The organism is Thermomicrobium sp. 4228-Ro (genome assembly GCF_026241205.1).
Classification (GTDB): domain Bacteria; phylum Chloroflexota; class Chloroflexia; order Thermomicrobiales; family Thermomicrobiaceae; genus Thermomicrobium.
In genome coordinates, this window is record NZ_JAPFQM010000001.1 from 719,441 (window position 1) to 738,301 (window position 18,861).

At 65.1% G+C, this 18,861-nt stretch carries 17 protein-coding genes; 8 read left to right on the plus strand and 9 right to left on the minus strand.

The features are described from left to right. Nucleotides 1-2: 2 nt before the first annotated feature. From OO015_RS03620 to OO015_RS03640, 5 genes are all read right to left on the minus strand, one after another. Nucleotides 3-911 (minus strand): LLM class flavin-dependent oxidoreductase, encoded by a 909-nt coding sequence (locus OO015_RS03620; protein WP_265939857.1) that lies wholly within the window; start codon nt 909-911, stop codon nt 3-5. Between the two features lie 214 nt (nt 912-1,125). Continuing rightward, nucleotides 1,126-1,386 (minus strand): hypothetical protein, encoded by a 261-nt coding sequence (locus OO015_RS03625; RefSeq protein WP_265939859.1) that lies wholly within the window; start codon nt 1,384-1,386, stop codon nt 1,126-1,128. Nucleotides 1,387-1,454: 68 nt separating this feature from the next. Beyond that, a complete protein-coding gene (locus tag OO015_RS03630; protein WP_265939861.1) occupies nt 1,455-2,060 on the minus strand; it encodes a DsbA family oxidoreductase in 606 nt (201 codons plus the stop codon). Nucleotides 2,061-2,113: 53 nt separating this feature from the next. After that, nucleotides 2,114-2,500: a DoxX family protein gene (locus OO015_RS03635; protein ID WP_265939863.1), complete on the minus strand. Its 387-nt coding sequence runs from the start codon at nt 2,498-2,500 to the stop codon at nt 2,114-2,116. A 79-nt stretch (nt 2,501-2,579) separates the two neighbouring features. After that, a complete protein-coding gene (locus OO015_RS03640; protein ID WP_265939865.1) occupies nt 2,580-3,143 on the minus strand; it encodes a YceI family protein in 564 nt (187 codons plus the stop codon). Between the two features lie 153 nt (nt 3,144-3,296). On the opposite strand from OO015_RS03640, the gene OO015_RS03645 reads away from it, so the two are divergent. From OO015_RS03645 to OO015_RS03655, 3 genes are read left to right on the plus strand one after another with little or no spacing between them, the layout of a single operon-like run. Further along, complete coding sequence (locus tag OO015_RS03645) at nt 3,297-3,671, plus strand: winged helix-turn-helix transcriptional regulator (RefSeq protein ID WP_265939867.1); 375 nt, start codon at nt 3,297-3,299, stop codon at nt 3,669-3,671. A gap of 18 nt (nt 3,672-3,689) precedes the next feature. After that, nucleotides 3,690-4,619: a cobalamin-binding protein gene (locus OO015_RS03650; protein ID WP_265939869.1), complete on the plus strand. Its 930-nt coding sequence runs from the start codon at nt 3,690-3,692 to the stop codon at nt 4,617-4,619. Next, complete coding sequence (locus OO015_RS03655; protein WP_265939871.1) at nt 4,619-5,434, plus strand: ECF transporter S component; 816 nt, start codon at nt 4,619-4,621, stop codon at nt 5,432-5,434. Before OO015_RS03650 ends, OO015_RS03655 begins: the two co-directional genes overlap by 1 nt. On the opposite strand, the gene OO015_RS03660 is transcribed toward OO015_RS03655, so the two are convergent. The 3 genes from OO015_RS03660 to OO015_RS03670 form a co-directional block, all read right to left on the minus strand. Then, complete coding sequence (locus OO015_RS03660) at nt 5,431-6,621, minus strand: CaiB/BaiF CoA transferase family protein (RefSeq protein WP_265939873.1); 1,191 nt, start codon at nt 6,619-6,621, stop codon at nt 5,431-5,433. The genes OO015_RS03655 and OO015_RS03660 overlap by 4 nt on opposite strands. A 98-nt stretch (nt 6,622-6,719) precedes the next feature. Beyond that, entirely contained in the window at nt 6,720-7,397 is a 678-nt protein-coding gene (locus OO015_RS03665) for a response regulator (RefSeq protein ID WP_265939874.1), read from the minus strand. Between the two features lie 86 nt (nt 7,398-7,483). Then, entirely contained in the window at nt 7,484-9,700 is a 2,217-nt protein-coding gene (locus tag OO015_RS03670) for a GAF domain-containing protein (protein ID WP_265939876.1), read from the minus strand. A gap of 158 nt (nt 9,701-9,858) precedes the next feature. On the opposite strand from OO015_RS03670, the gene OO015_RS03675 reads away from it, so the two are divergent. The 5 genes from OO015_RS03675 (at nt 9,859) to OO015_RS03695 (ending at nt 16,678) form a co-directional block, all read left to right on the plus strand. After that, nucleotides 9,859-10,623, plus strand: a complete 765-nt coding sequence (locus OO015_RS03675; RefSeq protein ID WP_265939877.1) for an MBL fold metallo-hydrolase — start codon at nt 9,859-9,861, stop codon at nt 10,621-10,623. A gap of 20 nt (nt 10,624-10,643) precedes the next feature. Beyond that, nucleotides 10,644-12,134, plus strand: a complete 1,491-nt coding sequence (locus OO015_RS03680) for a hypothetical protein (protein ID WP_265939878.1) — start codon at nt 10,644-10,646, stop codon at nt 12,132-12,134. Between the two features lie 99 nt (nt 12,135-12,233). Further along, nucleotides 12,234-13,607, plus strand: a complete 1,374-nt coding sequence (locus tag OO015_RS03685) for a L,D-transpeptidase family protein (RefSeq protein WP_265939879.1) — start codon at nt 12,234-12,236, stop codon at nt 13,605-13,607. 117 nt (nt 13,608-13,724) lie between these two features. Beyond that, a complete protein-coding gene (locus OO015_RS03690) occupies nt 13,725-15,137 on the plus strand; it encodes a cryptochrome/photolyase family protein (RefSeq protein ID WP_265939880.1) in 1,413 nt (470 codons plus the stop codon). Continuing rightward, on the plus strand, nt 15,137-16,678 hold the full coding sequence (locus OO015_RS03695; RefSeq protein ID WP_265939881.1) for an FAD-dependent oxidoreductase: 1,542 nt from the start codon (nt 15,137-15,139) through the stop codon (nt 16,676-16,678). Before OO015_RS03690 ends, OO015_RS03695 begins: the two co-directional genes overlap by 1 nt. An 8-nt stretch (nt 16,679-16,686) precedes the next feature. Here the strand turns inward: OO015_RS03695 and mrdA are convergent, their stop codons facing one another. Beyond that, entirely contained in the window at nt 16,687-18,855 is a 2,169-nt protein-coding gene (mrdA, locus tag OO015_RS03700) for a penicillin-binding protein 2 (RefSeq protein WP_265939882.1), read from the minus strand. Nucleotides 18,856-18,861 lie beyond the last annotated feature (6 nt).

Genomic DNA, 18,861 nt, shown 5'->3' on the forward strand with positions numbered 1-18,861 from the left:
GCTCAGGCCGTGGCCAACCGGCGCTGGACCTCCGGCACCACCACTTCGACGAAATGCTGGGCTTGCGCGACGTAGTCTCCAGCGACCGGCCAGAAAACAAAAGTGTCCATCCCGAGTTCGACGAAGCGGACGATCGCCTCGACCCACGCCTCCGCGGGGCCACCGAGGAATCCCGGGCGGTGCACGCGCAGAGGGCGAGCCCCCGGGTAGTCCAGGACGCCGAGGAGATTGTAGAGGCGGCGGATACTCCCCGGATCGCGTCCGGCAGCATGAGCCCCCTCGTCGACCAGCCGATTGACCTCCGGCAAGCGCTCCGGAGGAACGTAGGGCGTCGAGATCGTCAGCCCATCGGCGAGCAGACCGGTCAACCGGAGCGCGCGAGGCCGGATCGCACCGACCCAGAGCGGAATCGGTCGAACCGGCTTCGGGCCGAATTCGAGACCTTCGATACGAAAAACGCGACCCTCGTACGTCACCGGCTCACTTGTTTTTGCCTTCTCCCACAGGAGCCGGCAGAGCCGGAGCGCGTCTTCGAGTGCGGCCAGCGCTTCCGGCGGTGTCCAGCGTGGACCGCCCATCGCTGCAATCCCGTCCCAGAAAGCGCCTGCACCGAGACCGAGTTCTACGCGGCCACCGGTCAGGCGGTCGAGCGTCGCTGCAGCCTTGGCGAGCATCGCTGGTGCACGTAAGGCGAGCGTCGCCACGTTGGTGAGCACGTGCACCCGCTCGGTCCTGAGCGCGATCGCGGTCAGCAACGTCCAGGTGTCACCGAAGCGGGGATTGTAGGCGTGATCCTGCATGGCGACGAGCGCAAGCCCAGCACGGTCAGCGAGCGTCGCCAGGCCTATCACTTCTTCCGGGCGATCGACCACCGGATCGATGTTGAGCCCGAACCGTATCGTGCGCTGCATGATTCCCTCGCCTCCGCCACGCCACCTGGTACGAACCAGTGGCTTGTCGGTCAACTGGAGCAGGTACGCAGTCGGAAGTCACGGCCAGGCCGCGGTGGAACAGGTCGTCGCGATCGACACCTCGCACGACGCCACCGAGACGCTCGATGACCGTGCTGGGAGCCGCTTCCTGAATGCACCCAATTCGACACGACCACCGCCCAGCCGGTCGAGGCTAGTGACCGAGCGAGCGCATACAGCCAGGTGTCGCAGCGGGAGAACCGCCACGTCGGGAGCGAGCCACCTGGGCTTCGCCCGAGCAGCGACAGGGAAGCGACCGGGTTCGGAGGAAACTCGGCTGGTACGGGTGATCCTGACCAGTGACGAGATCCAGGCCGAGCGTGTCGCACCACTCGACGAGCTTGACCACGCGCTCCGGATCAGCCGCGGAAGGGGTCAGAAAGACACCGAAAAGCAGCGAATGCTCGTAATCCATCGCCCCCGTTACTCTCAACCTGTCGAATCGCTCCGAGGGACAGGGCGGGCGAACTGTGCGAGTCTCGCTCAACGCTCGTCTCGCCCTGCTCGCGCTCGTTGCTCGATGACGGCACGCAGCCAGGCACGGTACTGCTCTTCCGTCCGCGCCCCGCTCAAGGCAGACGTCCCATCGGCGACCAGGGTCGGTACTGCTGCAACACCGAGTCGGCGTGCCCGCTCGAGGTCAGCCTGAACGGCAGCCAGGACTTCCCCGCTACGGTAGGCCTTTTCCCAGAGCGAGACATCCAGCCCCACCGCAGCAGCACAGTCAGCCAGGACAGCATCATCGGCGATATTGCGGCACTCGACGAGATGCGCGTACTGGATGCGGTCGAAGAGATCCCAGTGCGCCTGTTGGCCGCCGATCGACTCTGCCGCTTTGCAGGCGCGGAGCCCTGGCATCGAATACGGATAGTCGAATGGCCGTGCCGCCATGAGGTCGGGCCGGAACCGCGGCACGTCGTCGTACCGGTTGGCCAAACGCCAGTGCTCGAGAATCTCAGCTTTCCCGCGTTCCTTGGAACCGAAGATCACCGCAATGGCCTCGGGTGTCGGCGCGAGCGCGAAACAGCGGTGCACTAGGTGAACTTCCGGGAACTCGGTGAGAACCCGGCGCAGCCGTGGCGACGCCACGGCACACCAGGCTCACAACACATCGTGAAAGAATTCGAGGGTGACCATACTCGTCATCCAAGGCTGAGTGGCCACGGCGTCGGTACGCCCAGCAGCGCCAGTGCTGCTCCGGCCAGTGCGAGATTCTTCAGGAAGTGCGCCATCTGGTTCGCCCGAGCCATCGGATCGGTCTCAACCCAGAAGTTGTGTATCCAAAATGCGACTGGCACGAGGAACACGATCAACAGGATATTGCCGATCACCGGCTGATACCCTGTCGCGACACTGGCCCCGCCGAGCAGCAACATGATCCCGGTCACGATGACTGCTGCCTGGGGCGCTGGAACCCTCTTTGACGCCGCGTACATGCTCATCCCGCGGACGTTCATCAAGTGGTTGATGCCGTTGAAGACGAAGAAGAGCCCGAACACGATCCGTCCCAGCAGGAATGCCCATTCCATCGCTACCCCCCTCCTCTCCGAACCCCCCCCTTTGGAGAACGAGAAGGCGGGGCAGGAGCGCTCCTGCCCCGCCGGGCTGTCAGGCCGCGTCCTTGCGCACCAGCTCCACCTCGATAAAGACATCGACTGTATCACCGACCAACCAGCCACCCGCTTCCAGCGCGACATTCCAGCTCGCGCCGAAGTCGTGCCGGTTGATCTTCGTGCGCGCCTCGAAGCCAGCTCGCACGCCACCCCACGGATCCTTGGCGACCCCGTGGAACTCCGCATCGAGTGCGACCTCCTTGGTGACACCGCGGATGGTGAGATCACCGATCACGCGGTACCGATTGCCACCTAGCGGCTCGATGCGCTTACTGACGAACGTGATCGTCGGGTAGTGCTCGACATCGAGGAAGTCTGCCGAACGGAGATGCGCGTCCCGCCGCTCCTCGCGCGTATCGATGCTGGCAGCATCGATCGTCACTTCTACCTTGCCGTTCTCCGGGTGCGCCGGATCGAACTCCACCCAGCCGGAAAAGTTCTTGAACTGGCCACGCACGGTGGTCACCATGAGGTGCCGAACGGCAAAGGTGATCTGGCTATGCGCCGGATCGATCTCCCACCGCGCCAGTCCCGTCAGCTCCGGTGCGATCGTGGTCACAGCTGCCTCCTTCCTGAGCGTCTCTGCTACGTCATCCGTAGCAACTACGAGTATCATAGTTTTAGCGGCTACCGTTGTCAAGGAGTCGTTCCGATCTCGGATCGAAGCACAGCTCTGCCGCCCGCGGTACAATGGCAGTGGCGAGGATGGACGATGCGGCGCGATGCACACCACGAAGCGAGTTGTCCGATCGCACGTGCAGCGCGGCTCCTCGGCGACCACTGGGTGCTGTTGATCCTGCGCGAACTCGGCCAGGGGAACCGGCGGTTCCACGAGTTGCTCGACGGCACCGGTATCAGTCCAGCCGTGCTGTCCCAGCGGTTACGGTATCTGGAAGCCGAGGGCTTGATTTCCCGGCATGCCTACGCGCAGGTTCCGCCGCGCGTGGAATACGAGCTCACCGACAAGGGGCGCGCCGCGCTGCCGCTCATCGAGCAGTTGCGCGAGTACGGCGAGCGTTGGCTGACCCCCGAGCCACCGGAGGGCCCGGAGGTACCATCCGACGAGCCGACCGTCGCCGAAGTGTGAGGACGATCGGAAACAGCCGTGCGCATCGTCTCCCTGCTGCCGAGTCTGACCGAAATCTGCTGGGCACTCGGACTCGCCGACGAGCTCGTCGCCGTCACGCACGAGTGCGATTATCCCCCGGCTGTGCGCGCCAAGCCACGGATCACCCGGAGTCTCCTCCCTCCTGGACTGAGTCACGCCGAAATCGACGCAGCAGTGCGTCAGCGCGTCGCAGCCGGGCTCCCGCTCTACGAGCTGGATACCGAGCAGCTCGCTGCACTCGCCCCGGACTTGATCCTGACGCAGGCGCTGTGTCCAGTCTGCGCTGTTTCTGTCGATGATGTGTGCCGGCTCGCCGCCGCTCTACCCCGACCACCACAGGTTATCTCGGTCGAACCGACGACGCTCGAGGAGATCTTCGACTCGATCGAGACCGTCGGCGCTGCGACCGGACGCCAGGAGACAGCTCGAGCGGTCGTGACCGCCTTGCGCCGGCGACTCGTCTGGATCCAGCACCGCCTGGTTGGGACGCCTAGCCGGCCCCGAGTCGTCTGCCTCGAGTGGCTCGCCCCACCGATCGTCGCTGGCCACTGGGTACCCGAGATGGTCGAAATCGCCGGCGGTCACGACGTCTTAGCGATCGCGGGGAAACCCTCCTTCACCGTGACCTGGGAACAGGTCGCAGCTGTCGCTCCCGACGTGCTCGTGCTGATGCCCTGCGGATACGACCTCGCTAGCACGCAGGAACTGGGCCGACAGCTCCTCGCCGATCCCGCACTCCGTGATATCCCGGCCGTGTCGCACGGGGCAGTCTGGGCAGTCGACGCGTCGAGTTACTTCAGTCGTCCCGGACCGCGCGTGGTCGGCGGAGTCGAGATCCTCGCCGCACTGCTCCATCCGGAGCGCTGTTCGACCGACATGCAGGATCGAGCCGCACCGGTCCGACCGCTGTCTTCGCTCGTCTCCTGATGGGTCAGCTCGCTCGTCTCACCGGTCCGTTCAGTCTGATCCTGGCCTCGCTCGGCGGGGTCGCCGCGTTCGTCTATCCCTTTCTCCTCGCTGCCATCGGTATCGAACCAGCGCGAGGCAGCAGCCTCGCTGTACCGCTCCTCTTCGCCTCGCTCGCTCTGCTCTCGGTCGCGGTCCTCTTGAGCGAGTTCGTCCAGCCTGAGCGTGCCAGCACGGATGTCGCGCGTTCTGTCGCGCTCCTCGCTGTCCTCGTGGCGATCGATGCGGCACTCCGCTTCCTCCCGAGCCTGATCGGTGCGAGCCCGATCTTTCTGCTGATCATCCTCAGCGGCTACGTGTTCGGTGCACGCTTCGGCTTCGCGATGGGTGCCTTGACCCTGCTCCTCTCCGCCATCCTGACCGGTGGCATCGGCCCGTGGCTTCCCTATCAGATGCTCTGCGCGGGCTGGATCGGGCAGTCGGCCGGATGGTTACCGAAGCTCCAGGGTTGGCAGCGTCGTCTCCTGCTCGCTGGGTTCGGCGCAGCCTGGGGCTTCCTCTTCGGTGCGCTCATGAATCTCTGGTTCTGGCCGTTCGCCGCTCCAGGCGTGACCGACAGCGGAGGACTGTACTGGGTCCCGGGCATGTCGCTCGCCGAAACCGTCCGCGCCTATGCCCGTTTCTATATCGCGACCTCGCTCCTGTTCGACGGCACGCGTGCCCTCGGGAACGCGCTGCTCGTCCTTCTGCTCAGCGATCCCCTGGTCACCATTCTCGAACGCTGGCGCGAGCGCCTCCGCTGGCACCCATGGAGAGAACTCGATGACCGCGCCTAGATCGCGCCGGCCTCGCGCATGGCTGCGATCTGGTCCGCCGTATAACCCAGCTCGCCCAGCACTTCTTCGGTATGCTCGCCGAGCAGCGGTGGGTGGCGGCGGATCATCGCCGGCGTTCTCGAGAAGCGCCACGGGAAGCCGGTCTGATCGACCGCACCGAGCGTCGGATGCGGTACGCGCTGATGCAGTTCCAAATGCTGCACCTGCGGGTCGGCGAAGACTTCCGGAACGGTGTAGATCGGGCCACAGGGCACCTGAGCTGCGTCGAGTCGCTGGACGATCTCGGCAGTCGTCAGCGTCCGCGTCACCGCCTCGATACGCTCGACCAGTTCCGGCAGGTTCGTGATCCGCCCGGCATTGTCGGCGAAACGCGGATCCGCGAGAAGGTCTTCCAGCCCGAGCGCCCGGCACATCCGAGCGAAAATGGCGTTGTTCCCTGCAGCGATATTCACATGCCCGTCCGCGCTCCGGAACGTCTGATACGGGGCGACGATCGGGTGCGCATTACCAGTCCGCTTCGGCGTCTCACCGGTCGCGAAGTAGATCCCAGCCTGGTAGGTGAGCAATGCCACCTGGCCACCCAGCATCGAGGTATCGATGTACTGCCCCTCGCCCGTCTGCGCGCGATGGTAGAGTGCCGCCACGATCGCCAGGGCTGCGAACATTCCCGCCCCGATGTCGGCGATCGGGACACCGAACCGGACCGGATCGCCGTCCGGGAAACCGGTCACGCTCATCAACCCCGACATGCCCTGGACGATCAAATCGTACGCGGTCCGGTCCCTACCGGGTCCAGTCTGACCGAAACCAGAAATCGAGCAATAGATGATTTGTGGGCGACGACCGCGTACCGCGTCGTAACCGATACCCAATCGATCGACAGTACCCGGGCTGAAGTTCTCGACGACCACGTCAGCACGATCGACCAGGCGCCAAAAGACCTCCTGTCCAGCTGGATGCTTGAGGTCGAGTGTGATACTCCGCTTGTTGCGGTTGACCGAAAGATAGTACGCGCTGACACCATGAATGAAAGGCGGGCCCCACGACCGCGTGTCGTCCCCTGTCCCAGGACGCTCGATCTTGATCACGTCCGCGCCGAGATCACCCAGGAGCATGGTACAGTACGGTCCCGCCATCACGCGCGTCAGGTCGACAACGCGGACGCCGCTCAGCGGAAGTTGTGCCATCGTCCTTCGCCTCCCACCCGAACCGACAGAACGACGAACGCCACCGGGTTCGGTGGCGCATTCATGGTGGCATACTTCACGACAACGCGCGAGATCGGCTACCGCCGTGGCACATCAGTCGGTCGCGGCACCAGGCCGTGCGAGATGGCGTAGATCACAGCCTGCGTGCGGTCACGGACTCCCAGCTTCTGGAAGAGCGCCGAGAGATTGTTCTTGACTGTACTCTCGGCGAGATGCAAGGCATCAGCGATCTGCTTGTTGCTGTAACCCTGGGCGAGCAACCGGAGCATGGTCAGCTCGCGATCGGAAAGCTCTTGCCCGCGCGTCGGCGCTTTGGCGAGAAGCCGCTGATACTCCCGCATCAGGATCGGTGCGAGGTCGGGATCGATCGTCGCACCACCCTCGGCGGCGACATGGATCGCCCGCAGCAGTTCGTCCGGCTTGCTGTTCTTGACTAGATAACTCCGTGCACCTGCCCGGATCGCGTGCAGCACGTATTCCTCATCGTCGTACATCGTCAGCATGATCACGTGCACGTCCCGATACTGCTGGGCGATCGCCTCCGTTGCCCGGATTCCGTCCATCCCTGGCATGTTGATGTCCATGAGCACGACATCCGGCCGGTGCCGTTCGACCAACTGGAGTGCCTCCTGACCGCTGGCAGCTTCGCCGACGACTTCGATCGCTTCGTCCGTCTCGATGAGCTGGCGCAACCCCTCACGAAACAGATCGTGATCGTCCACGATCAGCACCCGAATACGGCGTTCGCCTGCCATCTCGCGCTCCTACTATGCCCTGTGCAACCGATCGGAGACGATCTGTCCCCAGTTCTCATTCAACTCCATTCCCACCCCTTTCGTCATCACCGGTTCGTCCCAATCGGGACTCGAGTCTGGGAAGCCAGGACATCAGGCCGTATCGAGATCGCCACCGCTGTCCCGCCTTCCGGTAAGCCAGTAGCCCGGATCGTCCCCCCGAGCACGCGCACCCACTCTTCTACCAGCGCCACGCTGGGCAATCGCACCCAGCTCTCGTACCCGGCCCATTTGCCGTCATCGGCGATGACCAGCAAGATCGCCCCGTCCCGTTGCTGCCGCACCCGGACGACCAATCGCGTGATGCCGACCGGCAGTCGTGCCCGCTCGATCAGCGTCTGCGTGATCCGGTAGAGCTTTTCTTCCAAATCAGGCGTCGGTCGCTCTGGCACGTCGCCGAAAAATTCGATGGTTATCCCGGTCGTCCGCTCCAGCTGCGTGACGAAGTCCCGCAATGCGGCAACGAGTCCGAGATGGTCGAGCGAGGCCGGTCGCAAGCGGAAAATCGTATCACGGAGCGTTGCGATATGCTCGGCCAGTCGATCGCGCACCTGCTCCAGTTCGAGCACCGTTTGCTCGAGCGGTTGCTGATCTGCCCGGCGCAACGTCAACTCGATGCGGTACAGCGTCGAGGCGAGTCCCTGCAACACGTTCGTGTGGATCGTCTCGACGAGTCGGCGACGCTCATCTTCCTCGACCGCCAGCGCATCCAGCAACGCCTGCCCACGGCGGTCCGGCTCCGCACTCGAGCGGGCACGACGGACCAGATCGGCCCGGGCTGGCTCGACCAACGCAGCCAGCCACCGCAGGAGCTGCTCGAGGTTCGCGGTCGGCTCCTCGCGCGCGCTCGCCAGGACGAGGGCTCCCGTTCCCGAACCGAGCGGAACCACGAGCAGCGAGCGCGCAGCGACACCTTCCGGTACCACCGATTGCCACTGCTCGCGTTGCGCATCCCCCAAGCGAACTGGCTCGGCGTTCCGAAGGAGTGGGCCGAACAGATCCTGGGCGAGGGACACGCTCCGCACTGGAAGCGTTGCACCATCACCGACCCAAAACCAGAGCAGTCGGTCACCGTCCCGCAGCACCAGTGCCGACGCGACGGCGTCCGGCTCGCGACTCACCAGACTCCAGAGGAATGCACTGACGCTCGACGGCTCGCTGACTGCGATCAGCGTCGTCAGTGCTTCCTCGTACCGGCGGGTGAGGGATCGCGCGGTACTCGCTCGTTCTTCGGCATCGAGCCAGGCGAGCAGACCGACGAGTGCCGGTGCGATCCCTTCCAGGGCACGAAGCCCTTCTTCCGCAGCTTCCGGATCCGCTCTTCGCCAAACGACGAGAACGAGACCACGAGCCCGCTCCACGATGACCGGAAGCGGCACGGCGATCACGCTCGCCACTTCCTGCGGGAAGAGAAGGCCGATGCCGTCCGCTTCCGACAAGCGCTCACCCCGGCCACGCTCGAGCACCCCGCGCAGGATCCCAGTCACGCGCGTCGTCGCGAGCGCTGCAGGGTCGGGGAACAACGATGCGTCGCCCTGGGTCACGAGCAACTCAGGGCGGTCGCCCGGTGCCCAGCGGACGAGCAGGGCTGCATCCGCACGCGTCCGCCAGCGTACTACCTCCAGCACACGAACGAGGGATTCCCGCGCAGTCGACACGGACGCGAGAGCCTCCGCGAGCAGCGTGCTCGTCCACGCTCGATCGGTGGTCTGCCTCTCGCTCGCCAGCAGCTCGAGAGCCAGGAGCGGCGCCAGGAGCGATGCGACCGTGCGCTGGTCCGGAGCGAACGGCTCGTCGCGATACCTTCCCACGTCCAGCCGGCCGACGATCCGGTCACCAGCAGCGAGCGGCAAGACCAAGAGCTGTCGAACCCCGTCGCGCTGGAACTCTTCGATATCCAGAGTCGAGAGGAGCGGCCCGACTCCGATATCCGACACCCGTCCGGTCGCTGCTTCACGAGGGCCCAGACGCTCGAAACCCAACGGGAACGGGCGCGTCGCGATCGGCTCGACAGTGAGCCCCTGAGCCACGACGAGGCGCAATTGCCGCTCAGGGACGACACGCCAGATCCGGACGAGATCGGCATCGACCGCACGCTGGAGCGCTGCAGCGACAGCCTGCCAGTCGAGCGCGTCGGGAGCTGTCCGCCCGAGGAGTTCTATGAAGTGCTCGAGCCATGAGGGAACGGGTCGCTCACCCGCCTTCGTGACCGGTTCGGCCCTCGCCTTCCCCCTCGTTAGCCAGCGCAGGCGACCGTCAGTCATCGTGCCTTCCCGAAAGGCGTTGACCGACACACCCATCGAATCCATCGACAGTCAGCGTTTCCGGGAGGAGTATCATCGGTACCGGTCCGTGCGGGAGGCTGGTCCCCGAGTAATCGTCCGGATGGTCGCGATCGAGACAGGGAGAACGAACGGGTACCGTGCTGGGGTTGACCTTTTTGGGGACAGGAACATCGAACGGCATACCGGTGATCGGTTGCCGGTGCCGCACCTGTACGTCGGTCGACCCACGTGACCGGCGCACGCGCTGTTCGGCCGTGTTGCACCTGAGCGATCGCAATCTCCTGATCGACACCGCACCGGAACTGCGCCTCCAAGCCATCGCCGTCGGCTTGAGCCGCCTCGACGCGGTGCTCTTCACCCATGCGCACGCTGATCATGTCGGTGGATTCGACGACCTGCGTCAGTTCAACTACCTCCGTCAAGCGCCCGTTCCAGTCTTCGCTGATCCGCACACCGCGCGCGAACTCCGGACGCGGTTCGGGTACGCCTTTAGCGAGCCATTGCCCTTTTACGGTGGCAAGCCCGACATCGAGTTGCATGAATTCACCGGACCTTTCGAGCTGTTCGGGTGCCAGATCGTCCCGATCCCGGTGCGGCACGGCAACTGGACAGTCTATGGATTCCGCTGCGGGCCGCTGGCGTACGTCACCGACGCGAAGACGATTCCGGCTTCGTCGCTCGAGCTCCTCAGCGGTGTCGAAGTGCTCGTCCTCAACGCCTTGCGCGATCGCCCGCACCCGACACACTTGAGTCTGGCGGAAGCTCTGGCCATTGTCGAGCGAGTCCGCCCGCGACGAACCTATTTGACCCACGTCAGTCATGAAGTGTTACACACCGACTGGAGCGAGCGTCTGCCGAAACAGGTCTTCCTCGCGTACGATGGACTGCAGGTGTGGGTATGAGTGCGGGGAGGAACAGCATCGTGCCAGTTCGACGAATTGTCGGAGTCCTGGCACTCGTGTCGACACTGGCCTTCGGTTGGCTCCCGGCATCGTCCGCACAGGCCGAGACGAACACGTTCGCGGACGCAGCCTTCGCCGCGCGCTGGGAACGCGTCGATCGTCCCGTCGCGGCTGGCGTGGTCCAACGCTCGTGGATCTGGGGACCGACCCCACTCACCGGTGGTCTCACCGAGCGCTACCAAGAGTCGCCCGATCGCACCCGGCTCGTCCAGTACTTCGACAAGGGTCGCATGGAACTCACGCATCCGGAGGGTGACCCGAGTGCGGAATGGTTCGTCACCGGTGGGCTCCTGACGCGAGAGCTCGTCAGCGGGCGCATCCAGATCGGGGACCAGCTTTTCCTGGACGCTGGTCGCGGGGCATCCGTTCCAGTCGCGGGTGACCCAGACAACCCCTTTCCCACCTATGCCGACCTGGCGTGGGTTGTCGACCGATCACAGCCGGATCGTACCGGTCAAGCAGCGACTGCCGTGCTAAGTCCCGAAGGATGGTCGGAGCGCCCGGACGCTACCGAAGATCCCGACGTGGAGTTCGTCCGCTACATCACCTACACCGGCCCGGTCGGCGAGCCGGTCGGCTACAACATTCCACGTGCCTTCTGGACCTTCATGACCCAACCCGGCCTCATCTGGCAGGGAGACCATGTGGTCGAGGCCGATCCCGTGTTCGACTGGCTCTTCGTGCTCGGTTACCCCATCGCTGATCCGTTTTGGGTTCAGGTTCGCGTGCGTGGGCAGCCGACGTGGGTGCTCGTGCAGCCATTCGAGCGGCGTATCCTGACCTATACGCCGAGCAATCCTCCCGGCTGGCGCGTCGAGATGGGCAATATCGGCCAGCACTACCTCCGGTGGCGGTACGCGCAGACACCGCCGCTCTCGGTCGATGGCGATTCCGCCGTCTATGGGCTGGCACCCGGTACGCGGAGCGTCTACTCTTCGTCGAGCCGCCTCGACGAGACCTGGCAGGTTTCCGGGCCCAGCACGAGCTTCATCGCTGGCTCGCAACTGATCGTGCGCGAAGAGCTCCGCGGCTCCAGCCGCTGGTACACCTACTGGGCAGTAACGGAACAGGGGCTCGCGCTGGCTGGCTGGGAACGCTTCACGCGGGCAGGCACCTTCATCGAGACAGTCGTGTTCTGGCCAGCGTTAGCCATCCTCGCGCCCGATCGACTGCACGAAGGACAGTCGTGGGAATCGACCGCGACCTATCTCTCGACCCGGGTCGGTGCGCACACCATCACGTTGCGGGTCAGCGTGGACGAACAAGCGCTCGTCGGCACACCATATGGTGTTGTTCCTGCCTGGCGTCTCACGTTCGAGACGAGCGACCCACCCACCCTCGTCCTCTCGTATCTCGACAGTACGCTCTGGTTCAGTCCGAACCTCGGCATCGTCCAGTGGACGACCGATCGCTACGCTGCCCAACTCCGGGAGTTCACACTCCCTTCCTGACCAGTGTGGAACCGATCCCAACGGTCGTGCGTTAGACTCTTATGAGGAGGTCGCCACTGACTGGTGGCGACGGACTGCAGGGTAGGGAAGGGGTCGTGGATGCCTCGTCGTTTCCAGCTGCCTCTCGGCATCGTCCTCACGCTCGTTCTGCTGACCGTTTCGCTCGCCCCGGTCACCAAGATCACCCATGCAGCGAACTGGCACGGGTTAGTGCTGTACTTTCCTCAAACTGGGCACCACCTGAGCGGCGATTTTCTCTGGGCTTGGATCAGTAACGGCGGGCTCATGACGTTCGGCTATCCGATCACCGAGCCGTTCACGCAGGACGGCATGGTGGTGCAGTACTTCGAGCGGGCCCGCTTCGAATACCATCCGGAAAACCAGGGGACGCGGTACACCGTCCTGGCCACACTGCTCGGCAATTGGATCACCGAGGGGCGCCGCAACGAAGCGGCCTTCCGTCCGCTTCGGATCGATCCGAACGTGGCGAACAACGATCCCAACCGGCGCTTCTTCCCCGAGACCGGCCACACGCTGGCGTACGGCTTCAAGGCCTACTGGGAGGCGAACGGCGGACTCTCTACCTTCGGCTACCCGATCTCGGAGGAATTCACCGAGTGGAATCCGGATACTGGTGAGTACTACACGGTGCAGTATTTCGAGCGGGCGCGCTTCGAGTACCACCCGGAGAATAAGGGGACGCCGTTCGAAGTCTTGCTGGGTCGCTTGGGCGTGCAGTACGCCCAGGCGCGTGGCGTCGATACGAGTCCCGTCCCGAAGCGCCCCGAGGCGATCGAGGTTCCACCGCAGCTCCTGGACTACCGCTGGTCCCGTGCGGTCTCGACCGACGACGGTGCCGTCTTCGGCAGGGTCACTGCCTCGACGCTGGCGATCCGGAGTGCACCCAGCAACGCCGCTTCGGTCATCGCCTGGACCTATGCCCGGCACCCGGTGCCGATCCGCGGCCTCACGGTCGGTGACCCAGTGGACGGCAACCCGATTTGGTACGAGCTGGGCGAGAGCCGGTACGTCGCTGCCGCCATGGTCGAGCCGCTGGTTCCTGACCTCCCGCCGCAGCGCTTCGGTGGCCACTGGGTCGACGTGAGCTTGCGCTCCTTCTACGCGGTCGCCTACGACGGTGACCGCCCGGTCTATGTCGCCATCATCACGGCCGGGCGCGACGGCAAGACGCCAACCGGCGTGTACCAGATCTTCTACCGCGTCCGCAACGAGACGATGGATGCTGCAACGGTGGGCATACCACCCGGCTCGCCCGGGTATTATTACTTAACGAACGTTCAGTTCACGCAGTACTTCAAGTCCGGTGGGTACGCCATCCACGGGAACTACTGGACACCGCCGTCGCAGTTCGGCGGCTTCACCTCGAACGGCTGCGTCGGGCTGCTCAACAGCGACGCCGAGTGGTTCTGGAACTTCCTGGATATCGGGTCGGTCGTGAGTATCCATTACTGAACGAGAGGATCGCTGGGCGAAAGGGGATCGGCGAACCCGGCATCACCTCGCTCAGCTGTCCCTCCGTATCGACTCGAGGAGCGTGTCCCCGGCGAACGAGCGAGCGGAAAACTGCCGATGGTGACAGCGATCTGGTGGATACGGCGCGACCTCCGTCTGTACGACAACCAGGCGCTGCACGCAGCCCTCGCTCGAGCGGAACGACTGTTACCCCTGTTCGTCCTCGACCCGCACCTGCTCGAAGGGCCTGCGAGGAGTCCGCGCCGGAACGCCTTCCTGCTCGCTGCGCTTCGGTCGCTCGATGCGGAGTTACAGCGGCGCGGCAGCGCGCTCACGGTTGTCCGCGGTGACCCGGTCACGGTGGTGCCGGAGCTCGCGCGTGCACTCCGGGCCACAGTCGTCGCCGAAGAGGACGCGACACCCTATGCGCAGCGCCGCGACCGCTCGGTCGGTCTGCGTTGCCCGCTCCTGCTCGTTCCCGGTTCGACGATCCGGCCCCTCGGTTCAGTGCGGACACCACACGGCACCGCATACCGCATCTATACCCAGTTCGTCCGTGCCTGGCGTGCACTGCCCCAGCCCAGCTGTGAAGACCTCCTTCCAGCTCCGCCGGTCCTCCCGCCTCCTCCGGCGGAGATCGCCGGGAAGTTGTCGCTCACGGAAACGGCGGAAGCAACCCGGTTCGAAGCGAGCGAAGCGGCGGCACGCCAGCGACTCGCTCGCTTCCTCTCTGAGGGTATCGCTCGCTATCACGAAAGCCGCAATCTGCTCGATGGGAGCGGGAGTTCCCAGCTGTCGCCCTATTTTCGCTTCGGCCTACTCAGCGTCCGCGAAGCCTACTGCCGCGCAGCGCACGCGCGCAGCGTTCCTGAGGCAGCTCAGGGTGCCCAGGCGTGGGTCGGGGAGTTACTGTGGCGCGAGTTTTATTACCATTTGCTCGCCCTCCATCCCGAGTTCGCTCGCACCAGTATGCATCCCGCATTCCAAAACAGACCCTGGCCAGGTGATTTGCGGCACCTCGCTGCTTGGCAGCAGGGAGAGACCGGCTATCCGGTCGTCGATGCCGCGATGCGCCAGCTGGTGACCGAGGGCTGGATCAGTAACCGGGCACGGATGATCGTCGCCAACTTCCTCACGAAGCTCCTGCTCATCGACTGGCGACGAGGGGAACGCTTCTTTCGCCAGCAACTTCTCGACGGAGACCTGGCTGCGAACGCCGGCGGCTGGCAATGGTCAGCCGGTACCGGAACCGATGCTGCGCCGTACTTCCGCATCTTCAATCCTGTCGTGCAAGGACAACGCTACGACCCAGAGGGGACGTGGGTCCGTCGCTGGGTTCCGGAGCTGGCCGATATCCCGACCGACTACCTCTACGCTCCGTGGCGCATGCCACCCCTCGTCCAGCAAGCAGCCCGCTGCGTGATCGGTCAGGATTACCCGGCTCCGATCGTCGACTATGCGACTGCTCGTCACCGCGCTCTCGCGTGGTTCCGGCTCGTGCTCGGGCGATCGGATGACGGGGATACGTGATGCCCAGGAGTTCGCGCCCGAGCGTCGTCGTGATCGGTGCCGGGATCGGCGGGCTGACCGCTGCTGCCGTGCTCGCCCGTGCCGGGCTCCCGGTGACCGTCCTTGACGCCCATGTCTATCCCGGAGGTTGCGCAGCGACCTTTCGCCACCGCGGACACTGGTTCGACGCTGGCGCGACTCTGGTCGCTGGACTCGCCCCCGGAGGCGCCCTCCAGCTCGTCGCACGCGCTGCCGGTATCGAGCGCTGGCCGGGCAGACCGATCGAACCAGCGATGGTCGTCCATCTCCTCGACGAAGGCTTGCAGGTTCCTCGCTTCGGTAGCGAACAACGCCATGCCATCTACGAGGCAGTCTTTCCAGGTAGTCAGCGATTTTGGTGCTGGCAAGAGCGGACTGCTGACCTCCTGTGGGACTTCGCCTTCCGCCTCCCGGAACTGCACCCACGCCGTCTTGCCACGTTGCGCAGTCTCGCAGCCGCAACTGTCGGCTGGTTGGCGTCGGCCCGTCCCTCACCCTCGCTCGCCTTGGATCTCGCGCGTCCACTCTCCGCCCATCTCCCAGCCGATCCGGTCTTCCGGCGTTTCATCGATGCGCAGCTCCTCATCGCCGCACAAGCGACTGCCGACGCCGTCTACGCGTTGTACGGCGCGGCGGCGCTCGACCTTCCCAGGCAGGGGGTGGTGGAACTGGCCGGCGGTACCGGCACCGTCGCCCGGCTGCTCGCGGAAGCCGTGCAGCGATACGGTGGGACTGTCCTGCTCCGGCAGGAAGTCGTGGCGATCGCCCAACAGGGCAGTCGCTGGTCCGTGCGCACCAATCGGGATCTTCAGGTTGAAGCCGACATCGTGATCGCGAACCTCACTCCCTGGACACTCGGTCGACTCTGGCCGGAGGCGCCGAACTGGTTTCACCGTCGTATCGCTCGACCGCCGCGCGGCTGGAGCGCCTTCCTGCTCTACGCGAGCCTCGATGCGAGCGCGATACCAGCGGGCATCCCGACTCATCACCAGGTCATCGGGTCAGGATCGCTCGGTGAAGGGCGTTCCGTCTTTCTCTCGCTCAGCCCAGAGTGGGACAGCTCTCGAGCACCGACCGGGCGCCGGTCGGCGACGCTGAGCACCCACACGCGCCCCGAGTACTGGTGGCAGCTCGCGACCACGGATCCGTCTGCCTACGAGGCTGCGATCGCCGCGTACACAGATCGCATCATCGCAACTGTCGCCGCTGGACTCGAGTGGTTTCCGAGAGCCGTCCGTTGGGTGTTGCCGGGTAGCCCACTCGCCATCCAGCGCTTCGTCCGCCGCCCCTGGGGCTGGGTCGGTGGCTTCCCACAGCGTCACCCACTCGTCTCCTGGCCGACCGAGATCGCGACCGGACTGTATCTGGTCGGTGACAGCGTCTTTCCAGGCCAATCGATCCCGGCAACAGCGCTCGCTGGAATGCGTGTCGCCGCGCTGGTTCTCCACCCCCTCGGCAAAGCGCCACTGATCGATCGGGATGAGCCCGAGGTGGTTCCTCCAGGAACGAGCCTGGTTGGGTAGCTCCGGTATCAGCCGAAGAAGCCAACACGCACCGCTGCCTCGAGAATCTGTCGCGCGATCGGTGCCGCGACGCGCGACCCCTCACCACCGTGCTCGACCATCACGACCAGGACGAGCTGTGGGTCGTCAGCTGGTGCGATCGCCACGAACCAGGCGTGTGGCGTCTCCTGCCCTGATTCGGCCGTACCGGTCTTCCCAGCCACCGGGAGCGCGAAGCCCTGGAAGGCAGGGTAGGCTGTTCCGTTCGGCCGTGCTACCACGTCACGCAATGCAGCCCGGATCGCCGCGATGTGCTCGGCGGAGACGGGAAGCGTACCTCGCTGGCGCGGCTCAGACCGCACACGCTCGGTGCCATCGATCGCCACCACACGATCGACCAGGTACGGCCGCCAGAGTGTCCCACCGTTCGCCACAGCTGCGTAGGCGTCAGCGAGCTGGAGCGGTGTCGCGAGAAAGAACCCTTGCCCGATCGAGAGGTTGACCGCGTCACCCCGGGCCCAATAGTCGCCACGCTCCCGGAGCTTCCAGTTCGGATCGGGAACCAGACCCGGTGACTCCGGTACTTCCGGAAGCCCAGTTTCCGAACCGAACCCGAACCCCCGCGCCATTTGCGGGAGGAGATTCGGATCGCGTTCGTCGAGCTGCGCACCGATTTGGAAGAACACGGTATTGCACGACTGCACCAGTGCGTTGTGCAGACTCAGCCGTCCTTGCCCCTGCGGGTTCCAGTCCCGCCAGACCACCGGACTTCCCGGTAAGGTGAACGTCGGCGGACAATCGAAGGCGCTCTGCGCATCCAGCCCCAGATATTCCATCCCAGCCGCCATCGTCACGACCTTGAACGTCGACCCCGTGGGATAGCTGACCTGGGTGGCACGGTCGAGGAGCGGCCGGCGCTCTTCGTCGTTCAGCGCCTGCCACTCTTCCGACCGAAGACCGAGAATGAACCGGTTCGGATCGAAGCTCGGGCTGCTGACAAGCGCGCGAACGGCCCCGCTCCGCGGGTCGATCGCGACCACGCTGCCGACCCGATCGCCGAGCGCCTCGAATGCCGCACGCTGGAGATCAGCGTCGATCGTCGTCACGACATCGGCAGCCGGCTCCGCCGGAACCTCGGCGAGAACCCGACGCTCACGTCCATCCGGGCCGACGATGACCAGCCGCCCTCCACGCCGCCCGCGCAGGAACTGCTCCGCCCAGGCCTCGATACCGGTGCGGCCGATCCGATCGCCCGTCTCGTATCCCTCGCGAGCAAGTTCCGGTAACTCGTCCGCGGACACCTCCGAGAGATACCCGGTCACGTGCGCCGCCGCCGGTCCTAACGGATACACTCGCTCTGGCCACTGCCGGACGACGACACCCGGAACCCCCGCCAGCTGCTCGAGCAACGCCGGATCGATCGGGTCAGGCAACGTGGCGATGGGCATGAACCAGTCCGATTGCCCGTGCGCGTACCGCTGCCGGATCGTCTCTTGCGGAAGGTTCAGCAGCTGGCTCAAGCGCTCGAGCAGCTGCTGTTCGTCCTGGATCTGGCCCGGAACCACCCCGACCTTGTTAACCAGCCCCAGTTCGGCGAGCGGCCGCCCCTTCCAGTCGAGGATACGACCACGCTGCGGTACGGTCGGGATCCACTGCAGCCGACCGTCGCCGAGATCGGCGACGATGAGCGACGGCGTCCAGTCGACCCAATAGCCATCGCCCTCACGGACGATCGGAATCGCGTTCTCCTCCTCGAGCGTACCGACCCGCGAGCTTTCGCGCACGACGTGGATGGGGAAACGGAGGGTACCGGGAAGCGGTTCGCCGAGCGTGATCCGGATCGACAACTGCCCCATCTCCCCGGCGATCCCTTCGTACCGAGCGACGAACGAACGTTCGTCGATCCGTTCGCGCGCTGCGCTCGAGAGCAATGCGTACATCGCCCGGTAGTCACCGCGCTCCCACGCCTGCACGAAGCGCTCCGCTGCTTCGCGGGCCGTTCGCGCTCCTGGGCGAACCGACTCGCTACTGGGCGAAGCCGTCGCAGTCACACCACCGTGGTCATTGCTCGTGGACGGGAGACCGTACCGGACAGCGAGCGCGACGAGACCGCCAGCGACGACGAGGAAGACGACGAAGCCCGCGACGAGCGAGCTGAGCGGCTGGCGACGACGGGAGCGGAACGACGGATAGGACATCGGTCG